The sequence below is a fragment of the Haemophilus sp. HMSC068C11 genome (assembly GCF_001815355.1).
Taxonomy (GTDB): domain Bacteria; phylum Pseudomonadota; class Gammaproteobacteria; order Enterobacterales; family Pasteurellaceae; genus Haemophilus_D.
Genome location: NZ_KV820368.1, coordinates 1 through 14,069 on the forward strand (window position 1 = coordinate 1; position 14,069 = coordinate 14,069).

Annotated in this window: 13 protein-coding genes and 2 rRNA genes; 8 read left to right on the forward strand and 7 right to left on the reverse strand. The window is 39.7% G+C overall.

Annotation, left to right across the window (positions count from 1 at the left end):
- From HMPREF3020_RS06000 to hemN, 5 genes are all read left to right on the forward strand, one after another.
- Window positions 1–160, forward strand: a 23S ribosomal RNA gene (locus tag HMPREF3020_RS06000); the annotation flags it as partial.
- A 137-nt stretch (window positions 161–297) separates the two neighbouring features.
- Window positions 298–413 (forward strand): 5S ribosomal RNA (rrf, locus tag HMPREF3020_RS06005).
- 178 nt (window positions 414–591) lie between these two features.
- Window positions 592–1,149 (forward strand): Der GTPase-activating protein YihI, encoded by a 558-nt coding sequence (yihI, locus tag HMPREF3020_RS06010; protein WP_070775900.1) that lies wholly within the window; start codon window positions 592–594, stop codon window positions 1,147–1,149.
- A gap of 5 nt (window positions 1,150–1,154) precedes the next feature.
- Window positions 1,155–1,598, forward strand: coding sequence for a DUF2489 domain-containing protein (locus HMPREF3020_RS06015; RefSeq protein ID WP_070775902.1), 444 nt, complete (start codon window positions 1,155–1,157; stop codon window positions 1,596–1,598).
- Window positions 1,598–2,965: an oxygen-independent coproporphyrinogen III oxidase gene (gene hemN / locus HMPREF3020_RS06020; RefSeq protein WP_070775904.1), complete on the forward strand. Its 1,368-nt coding sequence runs from the start codon at window positions 1,598–1,600 to the stop codon at window positions 2,963–2,965. Before HMPREF3020_RS06015 ends, hemN begins: the two co-directional genes overlap by 1 nt.
- Window positions 2,966–3,008: 43 nt before the next feature.
- On the opposite strand, the gene lysA is transcribed toward hemN, so the two are convergent.
- The gene (gene lysA / locus HMPREF3020_RS06025; protein ID WP_070775906.1) at window positions 3,009–4,259 is read right to left on the reverse strand and encodes a diaminopimelate decarboxylase; all 1,251 of its coding nucleotides are present in this window, start codon (window positions 4,257–4,259) and stop codon (window positions 3,009–3,011) included.
- Window positions 4,260–4,286: 27 nt separating this feature from the next.
- Entirely contained in the window at window positions 4,287–4,412 is a 126-nt protein-coding gene (locus HMPREF3020_RS09515; RefSeq protein WP_005697346.1) for an LPS translocon maturation chaperone LptM, read from the reverse strand.
- Between the two features lie 95 nt (window positions 4,413–4,507).
- On the opposite strand from HMPREF3020_RS09515, the gene cyaY reads away from it, so the two are divergent.
- Window positions 4,508–4,813, forward strand: coding sequence for an iron donor protein CyaY (gene cyaY / locus HMPREF3020_RS06030; RefSeq protein WP_070775908.1), 306 nt, complete (start codon window positions 4,508–4,510; stop codon window positions 4,811–4,813).
- Window positions 4,813–6,678, forward strand: a complete 1,866-nt coding sequence (gene recQ, locus HMPREF3020_RS06035) for a DNA helicase RecQ (RefSeq protein WP_070775909.1) — start codon at window positions 4,813–4,815, stop codon at window positions 6,676–6,678. Before cyaY ends, recQ begins: the two co-directional genes overlap by 1 nt.
- Window positions 6,679–6,720: 42 nt before the next feature.
- Here the strand turns inward: recQ and HMPREF3020_RS06040 are convergent, their stop codons facing one another.
- Window positions 6,721–8,262 carry a YjjI family glycine radical enzyme gene (locus HMPREF3020_RS06040; protein ID WP_070775910.1) on the reverse strand — a complete coding sequence of 514 codons (1,542 nt, stop codon included), beginning with the start codon at window positions 8,260–8,262 and terminating at the stop codon, window positions 6,721–6,723.
- Between the two features lie 190 nt (window positions 8,263–8,452).
- Here HMPREF3020_RS06040 and HMPREF3020_RS06045 point away from each other — a divergent pair, with 190 nt between their 5' ends.
- On the forward strand, window positions 8,453–9,118 hold the full coding sequence (locus tag HMPREF3020_RS06045; RefSeq protein WP_049368706.1) for a membrane protein YczE: 666 nt from the start codon (window positions 8,453–8,455) through the stop codon (window positions 9,116–9,118).
- Here HMPREF3020_RS06045 and HMPREF3020_RS06050 read toward each other — a convergent pair.
- The 4 genes from HMPREF3020_RS06050 to pgk form a co-directional block, all read right to left on the reverse strand.
- Window positions 9,068–10,099 carry a glycosyltransferase family 9 protein gene (locus HMPREF3020_RS06050; protein WP_070775912.1) on the reverse strand — a complete coding sequence of 344 codons (1,032 nt, stop codon included), beginning with the start codon at window positions 10,097–10,099 and terminating at the stop codon, window positions 9,068–9,070. The two genes, HMPREF3020_RS06045 and HMPREF3020_RS06050, sit on opposite strands and share 51 nt — an antisense overlap.
- Complete coding sequence (locus HMPREF3020_RS06055; RefSeq protein ID WP_049384073.1) at window positions 10,096–11,340, reverse strand: O-antigen ligase family protein; 1,245 nt, start codon at window positions 11,338–11,340, stop codon at window positions 10,096–10,098. Before HMPREF3020_RS06055 ends, HMPREF3020_RS06050 begins: the two co-directional genes overlap by 4 nt.
- A gap of 82 nt (window positions 11,341–11,422) precedes the next feature.
- Window positions 11,423–12,502, reverse strand: coding sequence for a class II fructose-bisphosphate aldolase (gene fbaA / locus HMPREF3020_RS06060; protein WP_070775914.1), 1,080 nt, complete (start codon window positions 12,500–12,502; stop codon window positions 11,423–11,425).
- Between the two features lie 371 nt (window positions 12,503–12,873).
- Window positions 12,874–14,034, reverse strand: coding sequence for a phosphoglycerate kinase (pgk, locus tag HMPREF3020_RS06070; RefSeq protein WP_070775916.1), 1,161 nt, complete (start codon window positions 14,032–14,034; stop codon window positions 12,874–12,876).
- Window positions 14,035–14,069 lie beyond the last annotated feature (35 nt).

Consider the following 14,069-nt stretch of genomic DNA (forward strand, 5'->3'; position numbering starts at 1 on the left):
AGTGCTGAAAGCATCTAAGCACGAAACTTGCCTTGAGATGAGTTCTCCCTGTCTTTGAGACAGTAAGGGTTGTTTAAGACTAAGACGTAGATAGGTCTGGTGTGTAAGCGGTGCGAGCCGTTGAGCTAACAGATACTAATTGCCCGAGAGGCTTAACTATACAACGCTCAAGGGTTTTGGGTGTTGTGAAGACGAAACTCTAGACGAAAGAGAAAGTTTTGAAGTTGAATCAGCTTGTTTGGTTGTGAGCGCTAGAGATAGCGGAACAGAAAGAAATAGAGTTATTAAAGGAATAATCCTGGCGGCGATAGAGCGGTGGTCCCACCTGACCCCATACCGAACTCAGAAGTGAAACGCCGATGCGCCGATGGTAGTGTGGGGCTTCCCCATGTGAGAGTAGGACACCGCCAGGTAGTGAATGTGAACCCCGAGCTGAATGGCTTGGGGTTTTTATTTTTAGATTTTATTTTAATAAATAAAAAGTGCGGTCAAAATCAGAATAGTTTTATTAAAGATGTTTAAATCTTTTAATGAGAAAATAGAGGTGGAATGGTACAATCACCAAAATTTTTTATAGGATAAATAACACAAATGGCTCGTAAAAAGAAAAGTCGTAAAATTAGCGATATTATGCCAATTCGTAAATCGGACAAGAAACCTGAAGCACCAAAGCTATCAGGTAAGAAATTAACACGTTATGAATTAGACGCTAAGGCAAGAGAAGATAAGAAAAAACGTAAACATAAAGGTTTAGCATCCGGTTCTCGTCATAGTAACGCTGAACAAAATAAAAATAACCAAATCATTGAACAAAAAGATCCGCGTATTGGTAGCCGTAAAAAGGTTCCACTGATTGTTGAATTTGTGAATAAGCCTGAGAAAGGGATGACAATTCCAGCCGTCAAAGAACCGAAAAAACTTGCGCCTGAAGTGGAGTTAGAACGTTTAGAAAATAATGAAATTCTAAATGAATTGTTGGATGCTTTAGATGAAGGCAAAACGATTAGTAAAGCTGATCAACAATTTGTAGATGAATGCTTAGATCGTATTGCTCAGTTAATGGAAGAATTAGGTATTCAAGATGAAGAAGAGACAGAGGATGACCTCTATCGAACCTTCGAGAAGATTGATATCAACCAATTCAGATAATTGTCATGTGGCCGATTATTTTAAGTATTATTGCTTTGGGAATTATTGCTGGCGTATCATTTTATGCCTTTAAATTACTTAGGAAGTTACGCCATCAAAACACTCTCATTAAACAGGCTAAGATAGCACGTACAAAACGCCTAAAAGAGAGTATGGTAATTATCGCTAAAGCGATGCAAAATGGAGATTGTAACCATTCAGAAGGGGTGATTCGTTTATCAATGCTTTTACTCCCTTTTGGACAATCTTTGCAGCCATATCAAGCCATGTATGCACTTTATAATATTGTAAAAGAAATGCCTACGCATGAAGCTCGGAAAGCATTGTTAAAAAAAGAAAGAATGAAACTCGATCTTGAGCGAGAAAGTGCAGAAGCAAAATTTGAAGAAGAAATTATGTTGGAGTTACGTCAGTTTTTAAATGACGTAGAGAAATTTGGGGAAGTTTAATGTCTGAAATTATTTGGGATCTTGCGTTAATTCAAAAATATAACCAATCAGGACCTCGTTATACATCTTATCCAACTGCATTAGAATTTAATGAAAGTTACACAAACGAAGATTTTATTGCAGCAGCTAATCGTTATCCGGAAAGACCACTTTCCCTTTACGTACACATTCCGTTTTGTCACAAACTTTGCTATTTCTGTGGCTGTAATAAGGTGATTACTCGTCATCAACATAAGGCGGATATTTATCTTGATTACCTTGAAAAAGAAATCAAAGCGCGTTCAGAATTATTCAAAAATCGTGTTGCGACTCAAGTGCATTGGGGCGGCGGTACACCGACTTATTTGACAGAAGAGCAATCTGCTCGTTTGATGAAGATGCTTAAAGATCATTTTACGATTGCGGATAATGCAGAAGTTAGTATTGAGATGGACCCACGCGAAATTGAGCTCGACATGCTTGATCATTTACGCAATATTGGTTTTAACCGAATTAGCATGGGTGTACAAGATTTCAATAAAGCGGTTCAAAAAGCGGTAAACCGTGAACAAGATGAAGAGTTTGTGAATGCATTACTTGTTCGTGCTCGTGAGTTAGGTTTCCAATCGACCAACCTTGATTTAATTTATGGATTGCCACTTCAAAATGTGGAAAGTTTTATGTTTACATTACATAAAGTGATTGAATTAAATCCAGATCGTTTGAGTATCTTTAACTATGCTCATTTACCAAGTCGATTTGCGGGGCAGGCAAAAATTAAAGAAGATCAATTGCCGCCACCAGAAACTAAGTTAGAAATCTTACAGAAAACGATCGAAACCTTAGGTAATGCGGGTTATAAGTTTATCGGTATGGATCACTTTGCTAAACCCGATGATGAATTAGCGATTGCTCAAGAGAAAGGTGTCTTACACCGAAATTTCCAAGGCTATACCACACAAGAAGAATGTGATTTGCTTGGTTTAGGTGTATCAGCCATTAGTTTATTGGGGGATACATACGCTCAAAACCAAAAAGAATTAAAACATTATTATCATGACGTGGAAAATTCAGGAATCGCATTACATAAAGGTTTAGCGATGACAGAAGAGGATTGCCTACGCCGTGATGTGATTAAGCAGTTGATTTGTAACTTTAAGCTTGATTTTGCACCAATTGAAAAACAATATAATATTGATTTCAAAAAGCACTTTGCTGAAGATTTACAGTTATTAAAACCATTACTTGAAGATGGATTAATTTCTGAAACGGAAACAGGCTTACAAGTTTCGCCTAAAGGTCGATTATTAATTCGTAATATTTGCTTATGCTTTGATACCTATTCAAGAGCCGCGGCAAAACGACAACAATTCTCTCGAATTATTTAGTCATACAAAAAACGGTCAAGATATAAGTCTTGACCGTTTTTATTTATTTAGCGATGCTTTCTAGTGCCCATAATTCGCTGAGATTTTCTCTGCGACGAATTAAGTGAGCTTTGTTTCCATCCACTAACACTTCAGCCGTACGTGGACGAGAATTGTAGTTTGAGGACATACTTGCACCATAAGCACCAGCAGAACGTTGAGCAATATAATCCCCTTCAGCAATGGCTAATTCACGCTGTTTACCTAGAAAGTCAGAGGTTTCGCATACTGGGCCAACAACATCATAAATGGCTTTTTCACGCCCTAAAGTGCGGTCAATTTCAATGATGTTCATATAAGCTTCATAGAGTGCTGGACGAATCATATCGTTCATGCCGGTATCAGTAATCGCGAAGTTTCGGCTTTCATTACTTTTTAAGTATTGAACTTTCGCCACTAAAATCCCCGCATTCGCCGCGATCGCTCGACCTGGTTCTAAAATAATTTCGAGATCTTCATAATCTTTTAATTTATTCAGTAGCGCCGTCGCATAATCACTTGGATGAGGTGGCGTTTCATCAGTATAAGTTACGCCTAAACCTCCACCGAGATCTAAGTGTTTTAATGTGATGCCATCTTCTTTTAATTGTTCCATTAAACGAATGAGGCGATCAGTTGCATCTAAGAAGGGCTGTAATTCAGTAAGCTGAGAGCCAATATGGCAATCCATACCCGTAATTTTTACATGAGGTAAGGTTGCAGCTAATTTATATACCTCACGCGCTTCATCTACGCTCACACCAAATTTATTTTCCTTTAATCCCGTAGAAATGTAAGGGTGTGTATGGGCATCGACATCGGGGTTTACACGTAAAGAAATCGGGGCTACTTTGCCCATTTCACCCGCAATCTGATTGATGTGATATAGTTCCGCAATAGATTCCACATTAAAACAACGAATGCCTACTTCTAACGCTCGCATAATTTCTGAGCGAGATTTTGCCACGCCAGAAAAGACTACTTTTGAAGCCTCTCCACCAGCCGCTAAGACGCGTTCTAATTCGCCCTGTGAAACGATATCAAAACCAGAACCTAATTTTGCCATGACATTCAAGATACCAATATTAGAATTGGCTTTTACGGCATAGCAAATTAGGTGTGGATGCTCTCCTAATGCTGAATCAAAGGCATGCCAATGGCGCTCAAGCGTGGCGCGCGAATAAATATAAAGTGGTGTGCCAAATTCTTCAGCGAGTTGTTTGACGGGCAAATCTTCAACATAAAGTTGCTCGTTTTTATATTGGAAAAAATCCATGACGAATCCTTTAAGTGCGGTCAGTTTTTATTGTGTTTTTTGTGTGTTTTGCGGCTGTTCTTTTTCAGGGAAATATAATGGCCCTTTTACGCCGCAACCTGTCGCTAAAGTACAGAATGCACTGAGTAATAAAATAGAAAGTAATTTTTTCATTTTTCAATCTCTCTAATAAGTAAAATCTGCCTTTGCCAACGAGGCGAAAGGCTTTATAATTCACGGCATTCTATCAGATTTAATCGGAAAATTTTATGAATGTTGCAGAATTTCACCAAAATATTGAACAGGTTTGGCAAAAAATTGAAGAAACGTTAGAGAATCAAGATTGTGATGTGGATTGCGAAACGCAAGGTTCGGTATTTACCATTACATTTGATGATCGTTCACAAATCGTCATTAATAAGCAAGAACCACTTCTTGAACTTTGGCTTGCTAGCCGTTTGGGCGGATTCCATTTTGCCTATAAAAACAATGATTGGGTGGCAAATGATGGTAAACGCTTTTGGGATTCTTTAACCGAGGCGGTTGCTGCTCACGGAGACACGGTAACATTCTAATGACCGAACTCGCGGAACATGCCCCGCAAAAAACAGACTTAAAAACGACCGCACTTAATACGTTGCGGTCTGTTTTTGGTTACCAATCTTTCCGCAAAGGGCAGGAAGAAGTGATTCACGCTGCGTTAAGCGGTCAGGATGCCTTAGTGGTGATGGCCACAGGAAATGGCAAGTCCTTGTGTTATCAAATTCCGGCACTTTGTTTTCCTGGTCTCACATTAGTGATTTCGCCTTTGATTTCTTTAATGAAAGATCAAGTAGATCAACTCCAAGCAAACGGTATTGAAGCCGATTTTCTAAACTCTAGTCAGACGCCAGAACAACAGCAGCAAGTTGAAAATAAGCTGATTTCAGGTCAATTAAAATTATTATATGTTTCGCCTGAAAAAGTGATGACAAACAGCTTTTTTCAGCTGATTTCTTATGCTCAAATTTCCTTTATTGCCATTGATGAAGCCCATTGTATTTCACAGTGGGGCCATGATTTCCGCCCTGAATATACCCAACTTGGCGGCTTAAAAGCGGCGTTTCCAAATGCGCCGATTATGGCATTAACGGCTACAGCGGATTACGCGACAAGACAGGATATTCTCACTCATCTTAAATTAGACCATCCTCACAAATACATTGGCAGTTTTGACCGACCAAATATTCGTTATACGTTAGAAGAAAAATTTAAGCCAATGGAGCAGCTTACGCGTTTTGTCTTAGCTCAGAAAGGCAAAAGTGGCATTGTGTATTGTAATAGTCGTTCGAAAGTAGAACGTATAGCTGAAACTTTGCGAAATAAAGGTGTTTCAGCTGCGGCATATCATGCGGGAATGGAAACTGCACTGCGTGAACGCGTCCAGCAAGATTTTCAACGAGATAATGTTCAAGTTGTTGTTGCGACGATTGCGTTTGGAATGGGCATTAATAAATCCAATGTGCGTTTTGTTGCCCATTTTGATTTGCCGAGAAGCATTGAATCATATTATCAAGAAACTGGTCGCGCGGGGCGAGATGATTTACCTGCAGAAGCAGTACTTTTCTACGAACCGGCTGATTATGCTTGGTTACAGAAGATTCTGCTTGAAAAACCAGAGACGCCACAACGTCAAATTGAGCAACATAAATTGGAAGCCATTGGTGAATTTGCCGAAAGTCAAACTTGTCGCCGTTTGGTATTACTCAATTATTTTGGTGAATATCGTCAAACGCCTTGCCAAAACTGCGATATTTGTCTAGACCCGCCAAAGAAATATGATGGCTTAATTGATGCGCAAAAAGTGATGTCGACGATTTATCGTGTGGGGCAGTGTTTCGGCGTGCAATATGTGATTGCGGTATTGCGAGGGATGCATAATCAAAAAATTGTAGAACGCCAACATGATAAGTTAAGTGTTTATGGCATTGGTAAAGATAAAAGCAAAGAACATTGGCAATCGGTCATTCGCCAACTTATCCACCTTGGTTTTATTCAACAAGTAATCGGTGAGTTTAATAGTGCAACGCTTCAGCTCACAGAAAGTGCACGCCCTGTTTTAAAAGGCGAAGTGCCGCTTGAATTAGCGATGCCACGTATTTCATCCATTAATAAAATTGTGCATACGTCTCATAAAAATACAGTGGCAAATTATGATAAAGATTTGTTTGCGCGTTTGCGTTTCTTACGGAAGCAGCTAGCGGATAAGGAAAATATTCCACCTTATATTGTCTTTAATGATGCAACATTGCAGGAAATGGCACAGTATATGCCAACAAGTAATATTGAAATGCTACAAATTAATGGAGTCGGGGCGATCAAATTAGAACGCTTTGGGCAGCCGTTTATGGCATTGATTAGAGAACACAAAGCAATTTTAGAAAAGGCAGAAAAAGAATAAGTGCGGTCAAAAAACAAAGAATTTTTCGACCGCACTTTTTTTCTAGCTTGCACTTACATCTTGTTCATCGCGTAATTGGCGGTCAAAGACTTGTGCACAATCATCGGTACCTGAACCATACCAAGTGGTATCACGTAATGCTACTTCACCTTTACGGTATTTTTCTACTTCGCTTTTCTTCACCAAATAACCCGTTACCCGAATCAAATCGGTGTTTTTAAGATAAGTGGTGATATAACGGTAACCTTGCGCAAATGAACCATCGATAATATCAACGACGGCATCTAAATGATCCACATAGGTTTGGTCAAAGGCAAACAAATCTCCCGTACCTGATGGGAAGTATTTATGGAATGGCGCAGATTGTTTTAAATGAGCCAATAACGTTGGTTCTTCACCCACACGAATGCGATGTGCCGGCGCATTACGTTTATCTTCCTCATGATTGCTTGCACCTACTTGTGCATGTAATAAATAACGGTTGCCCGTGCGTTCAGCATACACGCCTTCATGGTTATCTGTGACTTCTTTCAATTTATCCATAATTAAGGTCGCAATTTCATCACCGCGTTGGCTTTTACCAAAGGTTTCATTTAAGCCTTCTTGTTGCAATAAATGATTTGCTGCATCAGCGAGACCAACAATAGCAAACATCCCCGTAAAATTAGTACGTTTGATAAACCCTTCTTTTTCGAGGAATGAGGTATTGAAGAAGTTGCTTTCTTCCACTACAAATTTATGGCGTTTATCCATGGTGGAAAGTGCACATTTTGCTACACGAGGTAAGAGTTCATTGACCATTTCATCCACGGTTTTACAGGCGCGAGCGATGGTACCTAAACGCAAGCGAGTGAGGGTATAAGCGCCGCCACATTCAGGCAGTGCGTTATAGCAGCTTGCAATACCATATTGTTCGCCTAAGTCAGAAATGTAGTAAGCATCATTGGCAAAAGACGGTTTGGAAACCAATAAGCACGCTTTTGCCGCCAATTCTGCAAATTCACGACTTGTTTTACTCTTATCATAACGAATGGTCATATTTGGTGTTGGCGCTTCCAATTCAATCACCGCTTTTAAAATCAAACGCCCTGCTTTGGTATCATAAGGACCAATATTGGCGTGGCAAAATGAATCCGGCACAGTTTTGTCTACATGATTTAAGAAACGTTTAATTTTGATGTAGTCTTGTTCCTCATCGGTAATAAACGGATCAAGTAGCACGTCTAAACGACCAATGTAAACTGGGAATGTGGTAATGGAGGGCACGTGGGAATATAAAATCAATAAGCCATCTAATGCTTCATCAAGATCTTTTGGTGGCGGCAATTCAAGGAATTCACTGCCTTTTTTAATATACACATTGTAATCCGGCAAAATATAGCGGGGGCGATAAATCGCATAGCCTTCGTTTAAATCACAGATCATTTGATTTTGAAGGAATTGCCATTCTTCATCCGTGTAGCCTAATAATTCACGAGGATCAAATAATCGCTCGGCGATATTGCCTAAACACATGAGTTTTTGTTGATAGGTGAGTGTATTGGATTTTACGGTATCCAAAATATCTTGAAGAGATGCAAGCATAATCATGTCCTAATTTAAAAGGGTAGCCTATTTTAAGTCAGTGGCTGAATGATGACAATTTTGACAATGTGATCTACATCACATTTATGATATTTATCAGTCAATTCGGTTATATCATATGACGTTAAAATGTTTTGGTTTTATGGGGTTTCCCATTATGATGTAAGCGTTAAATATAAATGGGAATAATATGAAAAAAGCACGGGTGATTCCTCACACCAGTTGGGCCGCCAAATCGCTATGGTCAGTCGAAGGTAAAACCATGTCGATGCTCTTATTTGCTTTGGCAATACTGGGCATTGGAGATGGCTTGATTGTGCTCGCTAATTTGGGTTCTTCACCTTGGACCGTACTTTCTCAAGGCGTGGCATTACAAGCTGGAGTTAGTATTGGTTGGGCATCATTCGGTATTAGCTGTTTGGTGATGTTGGCTTGGATTCCCCTTAGGTTAAGATTTGGGCTTGGCACGATTTTGAATATTATCGTGATTGCTTTTTTTCTGGGTTTAACCGTGAAAATTATACCTGAACCAACCGCACTTTTGAGTCGAATCTTATTCGGCGGAATTGGGCTTTTGCTTTATGGGCTTGGAACAGCATTATATTTAACCTGTCATCAAGGCGCTGGCCCGCGGGATGGATTAATGGTGGGGTTTTGCCAACGCCTTCATTTAAAAGTAGGCATTGTGAGAACAAGCCTTGAAGTGTCGGTTTGTGTGTTGGGTTATCTTCTCGGCGGCACAGTCGGAATCGGTACCGTTGTTTTTGCCGCCGCAATAGGTTGGATTGTACAGTTATGCTTAAACTCAATTGCTCGCTTGCCACATCTTCCGCACGAAGGGGATAATCTCAATTAAGGCATCATCAATCGAAATTAAGCCTAAATTAATTTCCTCTTTGCCTTTTGGCGGGCAGAAAGCAAGATGTTTATCTGCATCATTAATCGGCTTCCAACGACGAGGCTGAGATGAGCGACTATTTGGATAGAATCCGATCGTTGGCACATTGAATGCACTACTTAGATGCAATGGTCCAGTAGAGCCCGCAATGAATAAATCTGTACAAGCCAGTGAGTGAGCAAAATCCACTAATCCTTTATTCTTATCGTAAACCACCACATTTGGGTTATCGATTTTTGCCGCTAACTCATGGGCTTTTTCACTTTCACCAGGTCCTGCCGTTAAGATAATCTGACAGTCAAATTCGTTTAATAAACCTTGTATCAATTGAGCATACTGTGTCAGAGAAAGGCTTGTTGCTGAACCACCTGTTCCACTATGCACAAAGACCCATTTTTTATCCGCCGATAAACCGAATTGTTCTTGAAGAAAAATACGTTGTTTTTTAACCGCACTTTCAGGAAATGAAAGGTAAGGTGGTTTAGGTTCTACAATCGGCATGTTGTGTTTCTTTAAGAACGCCCGAGCCAGATCTTGATTGTACTCGGCTTCCGATTTTTCTGAACGTGAACGGCGTTGTGTTAAACGATGGTTATAAAGGATTTGTACCCATTTTGTTGCGGGCGCAAGACGATAAGGAATCCCACTTTTCCAGGCTAATTTACCGTTATGGGTATTGGAAAAGAAGCTAATCATGCCATCAAATTGCTGCTCTTTGATTTCTTTAATAAGCCGGTTGAAATCTGCTTTGTCGTTCTTAGCACTATCAATGATAACATCATCTAAATAAGGGCAAATTTGTGCAAGTGGTGCGGTATAAGCTGGCACAAGTGCGGTCAGTTTTAGCTCGGGATTTGAGGCTTTCAACATCGCAAAAGCCGGAAACGCCTGAACAAAATCACCCAGTTTATCGTTACGAATGACTAAAATTTTCATTATTCCGCCTTCTGATGTGTTCGTATTGCAGCATAAAACACAATCGTTAAGAAAAAGTAAAAAATAGTACCTGAATTATGTACCAAGAAACCTTGGCTTAAGCCATAAATCATCACAGATAAAATATGGGCAACACCTAACGTTGCAATCAGCTTAACCTCATCGTTCGTGGTGTTTAGCTTTTTCATAAAGGTACGCAGAGGAATAAATAAAACAGCAAGCAAGGCGAGTAATCCGACGATTCCTCGTTTGGAGAGGTCATCTAAATATTGGTTATGAGCATGTGTAAATTGTCCAATGTTACCTGTAGCAATTTTTTCTTCCGTTTCTTGCTTACGTTTTTCTGTTGCACCTTGAATACCCCAACCAAATAAAGGTTTTTCTTTTGCCATTGCAATTGCGCTTTTCCACATTTCAAAACGAGCACCTAGAGAGGTGTTACCATTATTTTTATCTAGATAAAGCTGGATATCTTTTTGAGCAACATTAATTCGTTCCATAATGCGGTTATTGGGCATTTGACTAATACCAATGCTCGCGACCACAATAATCCCAAAGAAAGTCAGGAAAAAACGTTTTGAAAGAGAATGACGATAAATATAAAGAATAACGACAAGCAAGACAGGCAATGCAACCCATCCACCTCGAGCGGTAGAAAGCAAACTTCCTACGATGCCACATAAACCACCAATAACACTAAGAGTGGTTAACTTTACGTCTTTTTTATGATGGGCATAGAGGGCAATAATTAGGCTAAAAATACCTAATGACATAGAAATATCACCACCTTGAATATGCATAATTCGAGGATTTTGCTCTGGGCGTAGATTCAAGATAAATTTATCATAAAGTGCTACGCAAAGGGAAATAATACTACCAAGCGGAATAGAGTAACTCAAAACGCAAGTTTTGATAGGGTATTTTAATAATAAAAGTAAAACAGGAACAAAGAAAACGACTCGGCTTGCAGTATCAAGATCGCGCATTTTCCCCCCGTTAATGCAGAGGGAAAGTACAAATGTAAGAAAATAAAAAAGGTAGCTATAAATTAACCATTTATCAACTTTCGATAAGTTTAAAAGTGGTTTCTTGATTAAAGCATAAACGCCATAACCTAAACCGATTAACATCAGTAGAGCAGGTGCAGCATTATATCCCCCCTTGACAATAAATATCGAAAGGAAGAAAAGCGTTACTGCAAAGTTTATTAGGGTAACTAACCAATTTTGTTTTGTTATTTGCATAGATTATGCTCGATATTTAGGTTATGTAAAATAAAAAAACCGCACTAGAAAGTGCGGTCTTATTTTAGTCTATTTTTATGGATTATAAAACATCAATGCAGTTTAAGTCTTCGAAAGATTGCTCTAAGCGTTTAGACATTGATTCTTCCATTTTACGTAACCAAACACGTGGGTCGTAGTATTTTTTATTTGGTACGTCAGGACCTTCAGGGTTACCTAATTGACCTTGGAGGTATGCTTCGTTTGCTTTATAGAAACTTAAGATACCATTCCATGCAGCCCATTGAGTATCCGTATCGATATTCATTTTGATTGCACCATAGCTAATTGCTTCGCGGATTTCTTCGCGGCTAGAACCTGAACCACCGTGGAAGACGAAGTTGATTGGTTTAGCTGGTAGATTGCGTTCTTTTGCAACGAACTCTTGTGATGCACCTAAAATAGATGGTTTTAATTTTACGTTACCTGGTTTGTAAACACCGTGTACGTTACCGAATGCTGCTGCAACGGTAAAATTAGGGCTTACAGGGTTTAATTGGTCGTAAACATAAAGCACATCAGATGGTTGAGTGTATAAGCGAGATTCATCGACATCTGAGTTATCTACACCGTCTTCTTCACCACCGGTAATGCCGATTTCGATTTCAAGGGTCATACCTAACTTGTCCATACGAGCAAGGTATTCACGGCAGATTGCCATGTTTTCTTCCATTGGTTCTTCAGATAAGTCAAGCATGTGAGAAGAGAATAATGGACGGCCAGTTTCTGCAAAGTGTTTTTCACCCGCTTCAAGTAACCCATCGATCCATGGAAGTAATTTTTTCGCAGCGTGGTCAGTGTGAAGAATAACAGGAACACCGTATTCTTTGGCTAAAGTATGAACGTGTTTCGCACCTGCGATTGCACCTAAAACGTCTGGACGTGCACCGCTTGTTGGTTTTATACCTTTACCTGCGTAGAAAGCTGCACCACCGTTTGAGAATTGGATAATTACTGGCGCTTTCACACGTGCAGCGGTTTCCAATACAGCATTTACGGAGTCAGAGCCCACGCAGTTTACTGCAGGGATAGCGAAGTTGTTTGCTTTAGCATAAGCAAAGATTTTTTGAACATCTTCACCTGTTACTACGCCAGGTTTTACGATATCTAATAATTTAGCCATTTTTACTTTTTCCTTATATGTTTGGGAGGATTAAATCCATCATTGACGTTTGTGAGAAGGTGATCACTTTTTAAACATAGGTCGCTTAAGATAAATACGCTCCATTGTCTTGTCAGAATGCCATTTAGCAGATCTTGGACACTTAGCTAAATAACCTTGAGAGGTGCCTGTATTTTGATCTGCAATATTATGAATACATTCCAACTGTGCTTGTCGCTCCAAACTGGAGCCAGATAAGTGCCTTGTATTGTAGACACTGGAACTTCCATCACTACAAGCAGTTAATAATATAACACTAACTAATAGACAGGGAGCTGAGGCTTTAGGCTCATTTATCATAAACTAGACCTTAGATTAGCAATTTTTTCCAATTAACCATTCGCACGTTTTTCAAGAATTTCTACTGCAGGTAATACTTTACCTTCAACGAATTCTAAGAATGCACCGCCACCGGTTGAGATGTAAGAGATTTTATCTGCAATACCGAATAAATCGATAGCCGCTAAAGTATCACCGCCCCCTGCGATAGAGAATGCATCGCTGTTTGCAATCGCGTGAGAAATGATTTCAGTCCCTTTACGGAAGTTAGGGAATTCAAACACGCCAACTGGACCATTCCATAAAACAGTTTTTGCATTTTTGATGATTTCAGCTAATTGTTCAGCAGATTTGTCACCGATATCGAAGATAGATTCATCATCTTTCACTTCGGTCACTGATTTTTCTGTTGCAGGTGCAGTTTCAGAGAATTCAGTACCTACACGTACATCAACTGGTACTGGAATGTCAGTGCTTGCTGCTAATTCTTTTGCCACAGGGATTAAATCTGCTTCATATAAAGATTTACCCACATTGTGGCCTGCTGCCGCGATGAACGTATTTGCAATACCACCGCCTACGATAATTTGGTCAGCAATTTTTGAAAGAGAGTTTAATACTTCTAATTTAGTGGAAACTTTGGAACCGCCTACGATCGCAACCATCGGGCGAGCAGGTTCTTTTAATGCTTTACCTAACGCATCTAATTCTGCTGCAAGTAATGGACCTGCACAAGCAACCGGTGCAAACTCCGCTACGCCGTAAGTTGATGCTTGCGCACGGTGAGCGGTACCGAATGCATCCATCACGAATACATCGCAAAGTGCGGCATATTTTTTACCTAATTCAGGATCGTTTTTCTTCTCACCTTTGTTCACACGTACGTTTTCTAAAACAACGATTTCGCCTTCTTTAACATTCACACCGTTTAAGTAGTCTTGCACTAAACGCACATTGAAACCTGCGTCTTTTAAGTAATCAACAACCGGTTGTAAAGAGTCTTCAGGTTTGAATTCACCTTCAGTTGGACGACCTAAGTGAGAGGTAACCATCACTTTTGCGCCTTTCTCTAAAGCTAGTTTTAACGTCGGGATAGTCGCACGAATACGCGCATCAGATGTCACTTTGCCATCTTTTACCGGTACGTTTAAGTCCGCGCGAATAAATACACGTTTACCTTTTAAATCTAAGTCGGTCATTTTGATTACTGACATAAGCTTTCCTCTTGGGTTAGTTAAAATTAAACGGG

Coding starts and splice junctions, on each gene's coding strand:
- yihI (WP_070775900.1), top strand. CDS start 592: ATGGCTCGTAAAAAGAAAAGTCGTAAAATTAGCGATATTATGCCAATT.
- HMPREF3020_RS06015 (WP_070775902.1), top strand. CDS start 1,155: ATGTGGCCGATTATTTTAAGTATTATTGCTTTGGGAATTATTGCTGGC.
- hemN (WP_070775904.1), top strand. CDS start 1,598: ATGTCTGAAATTATTTGGGATCTTGCGTTAATTCAAAAATATAACCAA.
- lysA (WP_070775906.1), bottom strand. CDS start 4,259: ATGGATTTTTTCCAATATAAAAACGAGCAACTTTATGTTGAAGATTTG.
- HMPREF3020_RS09515 (WP_005697346.1), bottom strand. CDS start 4,412: ATGAAAAAATTACTTTCTATTTTATTACTCAGTGCATTCTGTACTTTA.
- cyaY (WP_070775908.1), top strand. CDS start 4,508: ATGAATGTTGCAGAATTTCACCAAAATATTGAACAGGTTTGGCAAAAA.
- recQ (WP_070775909.1), top strand. CDS start 4,813: ATGACCGAACTCGCGGAACATGCCCCGCAAAAAACAGACTTAAAAACG.
- HMPREF3020_RS06040 (WP_070775910.1), bottom strand. CDS start 8,262: ATGCTTGCATCTCTTCAAGATATTTTGGATACCGTAAAATCCAATACA.
- HMPREF3020_RS06045 (WP_049368706.1), top strand. CDS start 8,453: ATGAAAAAAGCACGGGTGATTCCTCACACCAGTTGGGCCGCCAAATCG.
- HMPREF3020_RS06055 (WP_049384073.1), bottom strand. CDS start 11,340: ATGCAAATAACAAAACAAAATTGGTTAGTTACCCTAATAAACTTTGCA.
- fbaA (WP_070775914.1), bottom strand. CDS start 12,502: ATGGCTAAATTATTAGATATCGTAAAACCTGGCGTAGTAACAGGTGAA.
- pgk (WP_070775916.1), bottom strand. CDS start 14,034: ATGTCAGTAATCAAAATGACCGACTTAGATTTAAAAGGTAAACGTGTA.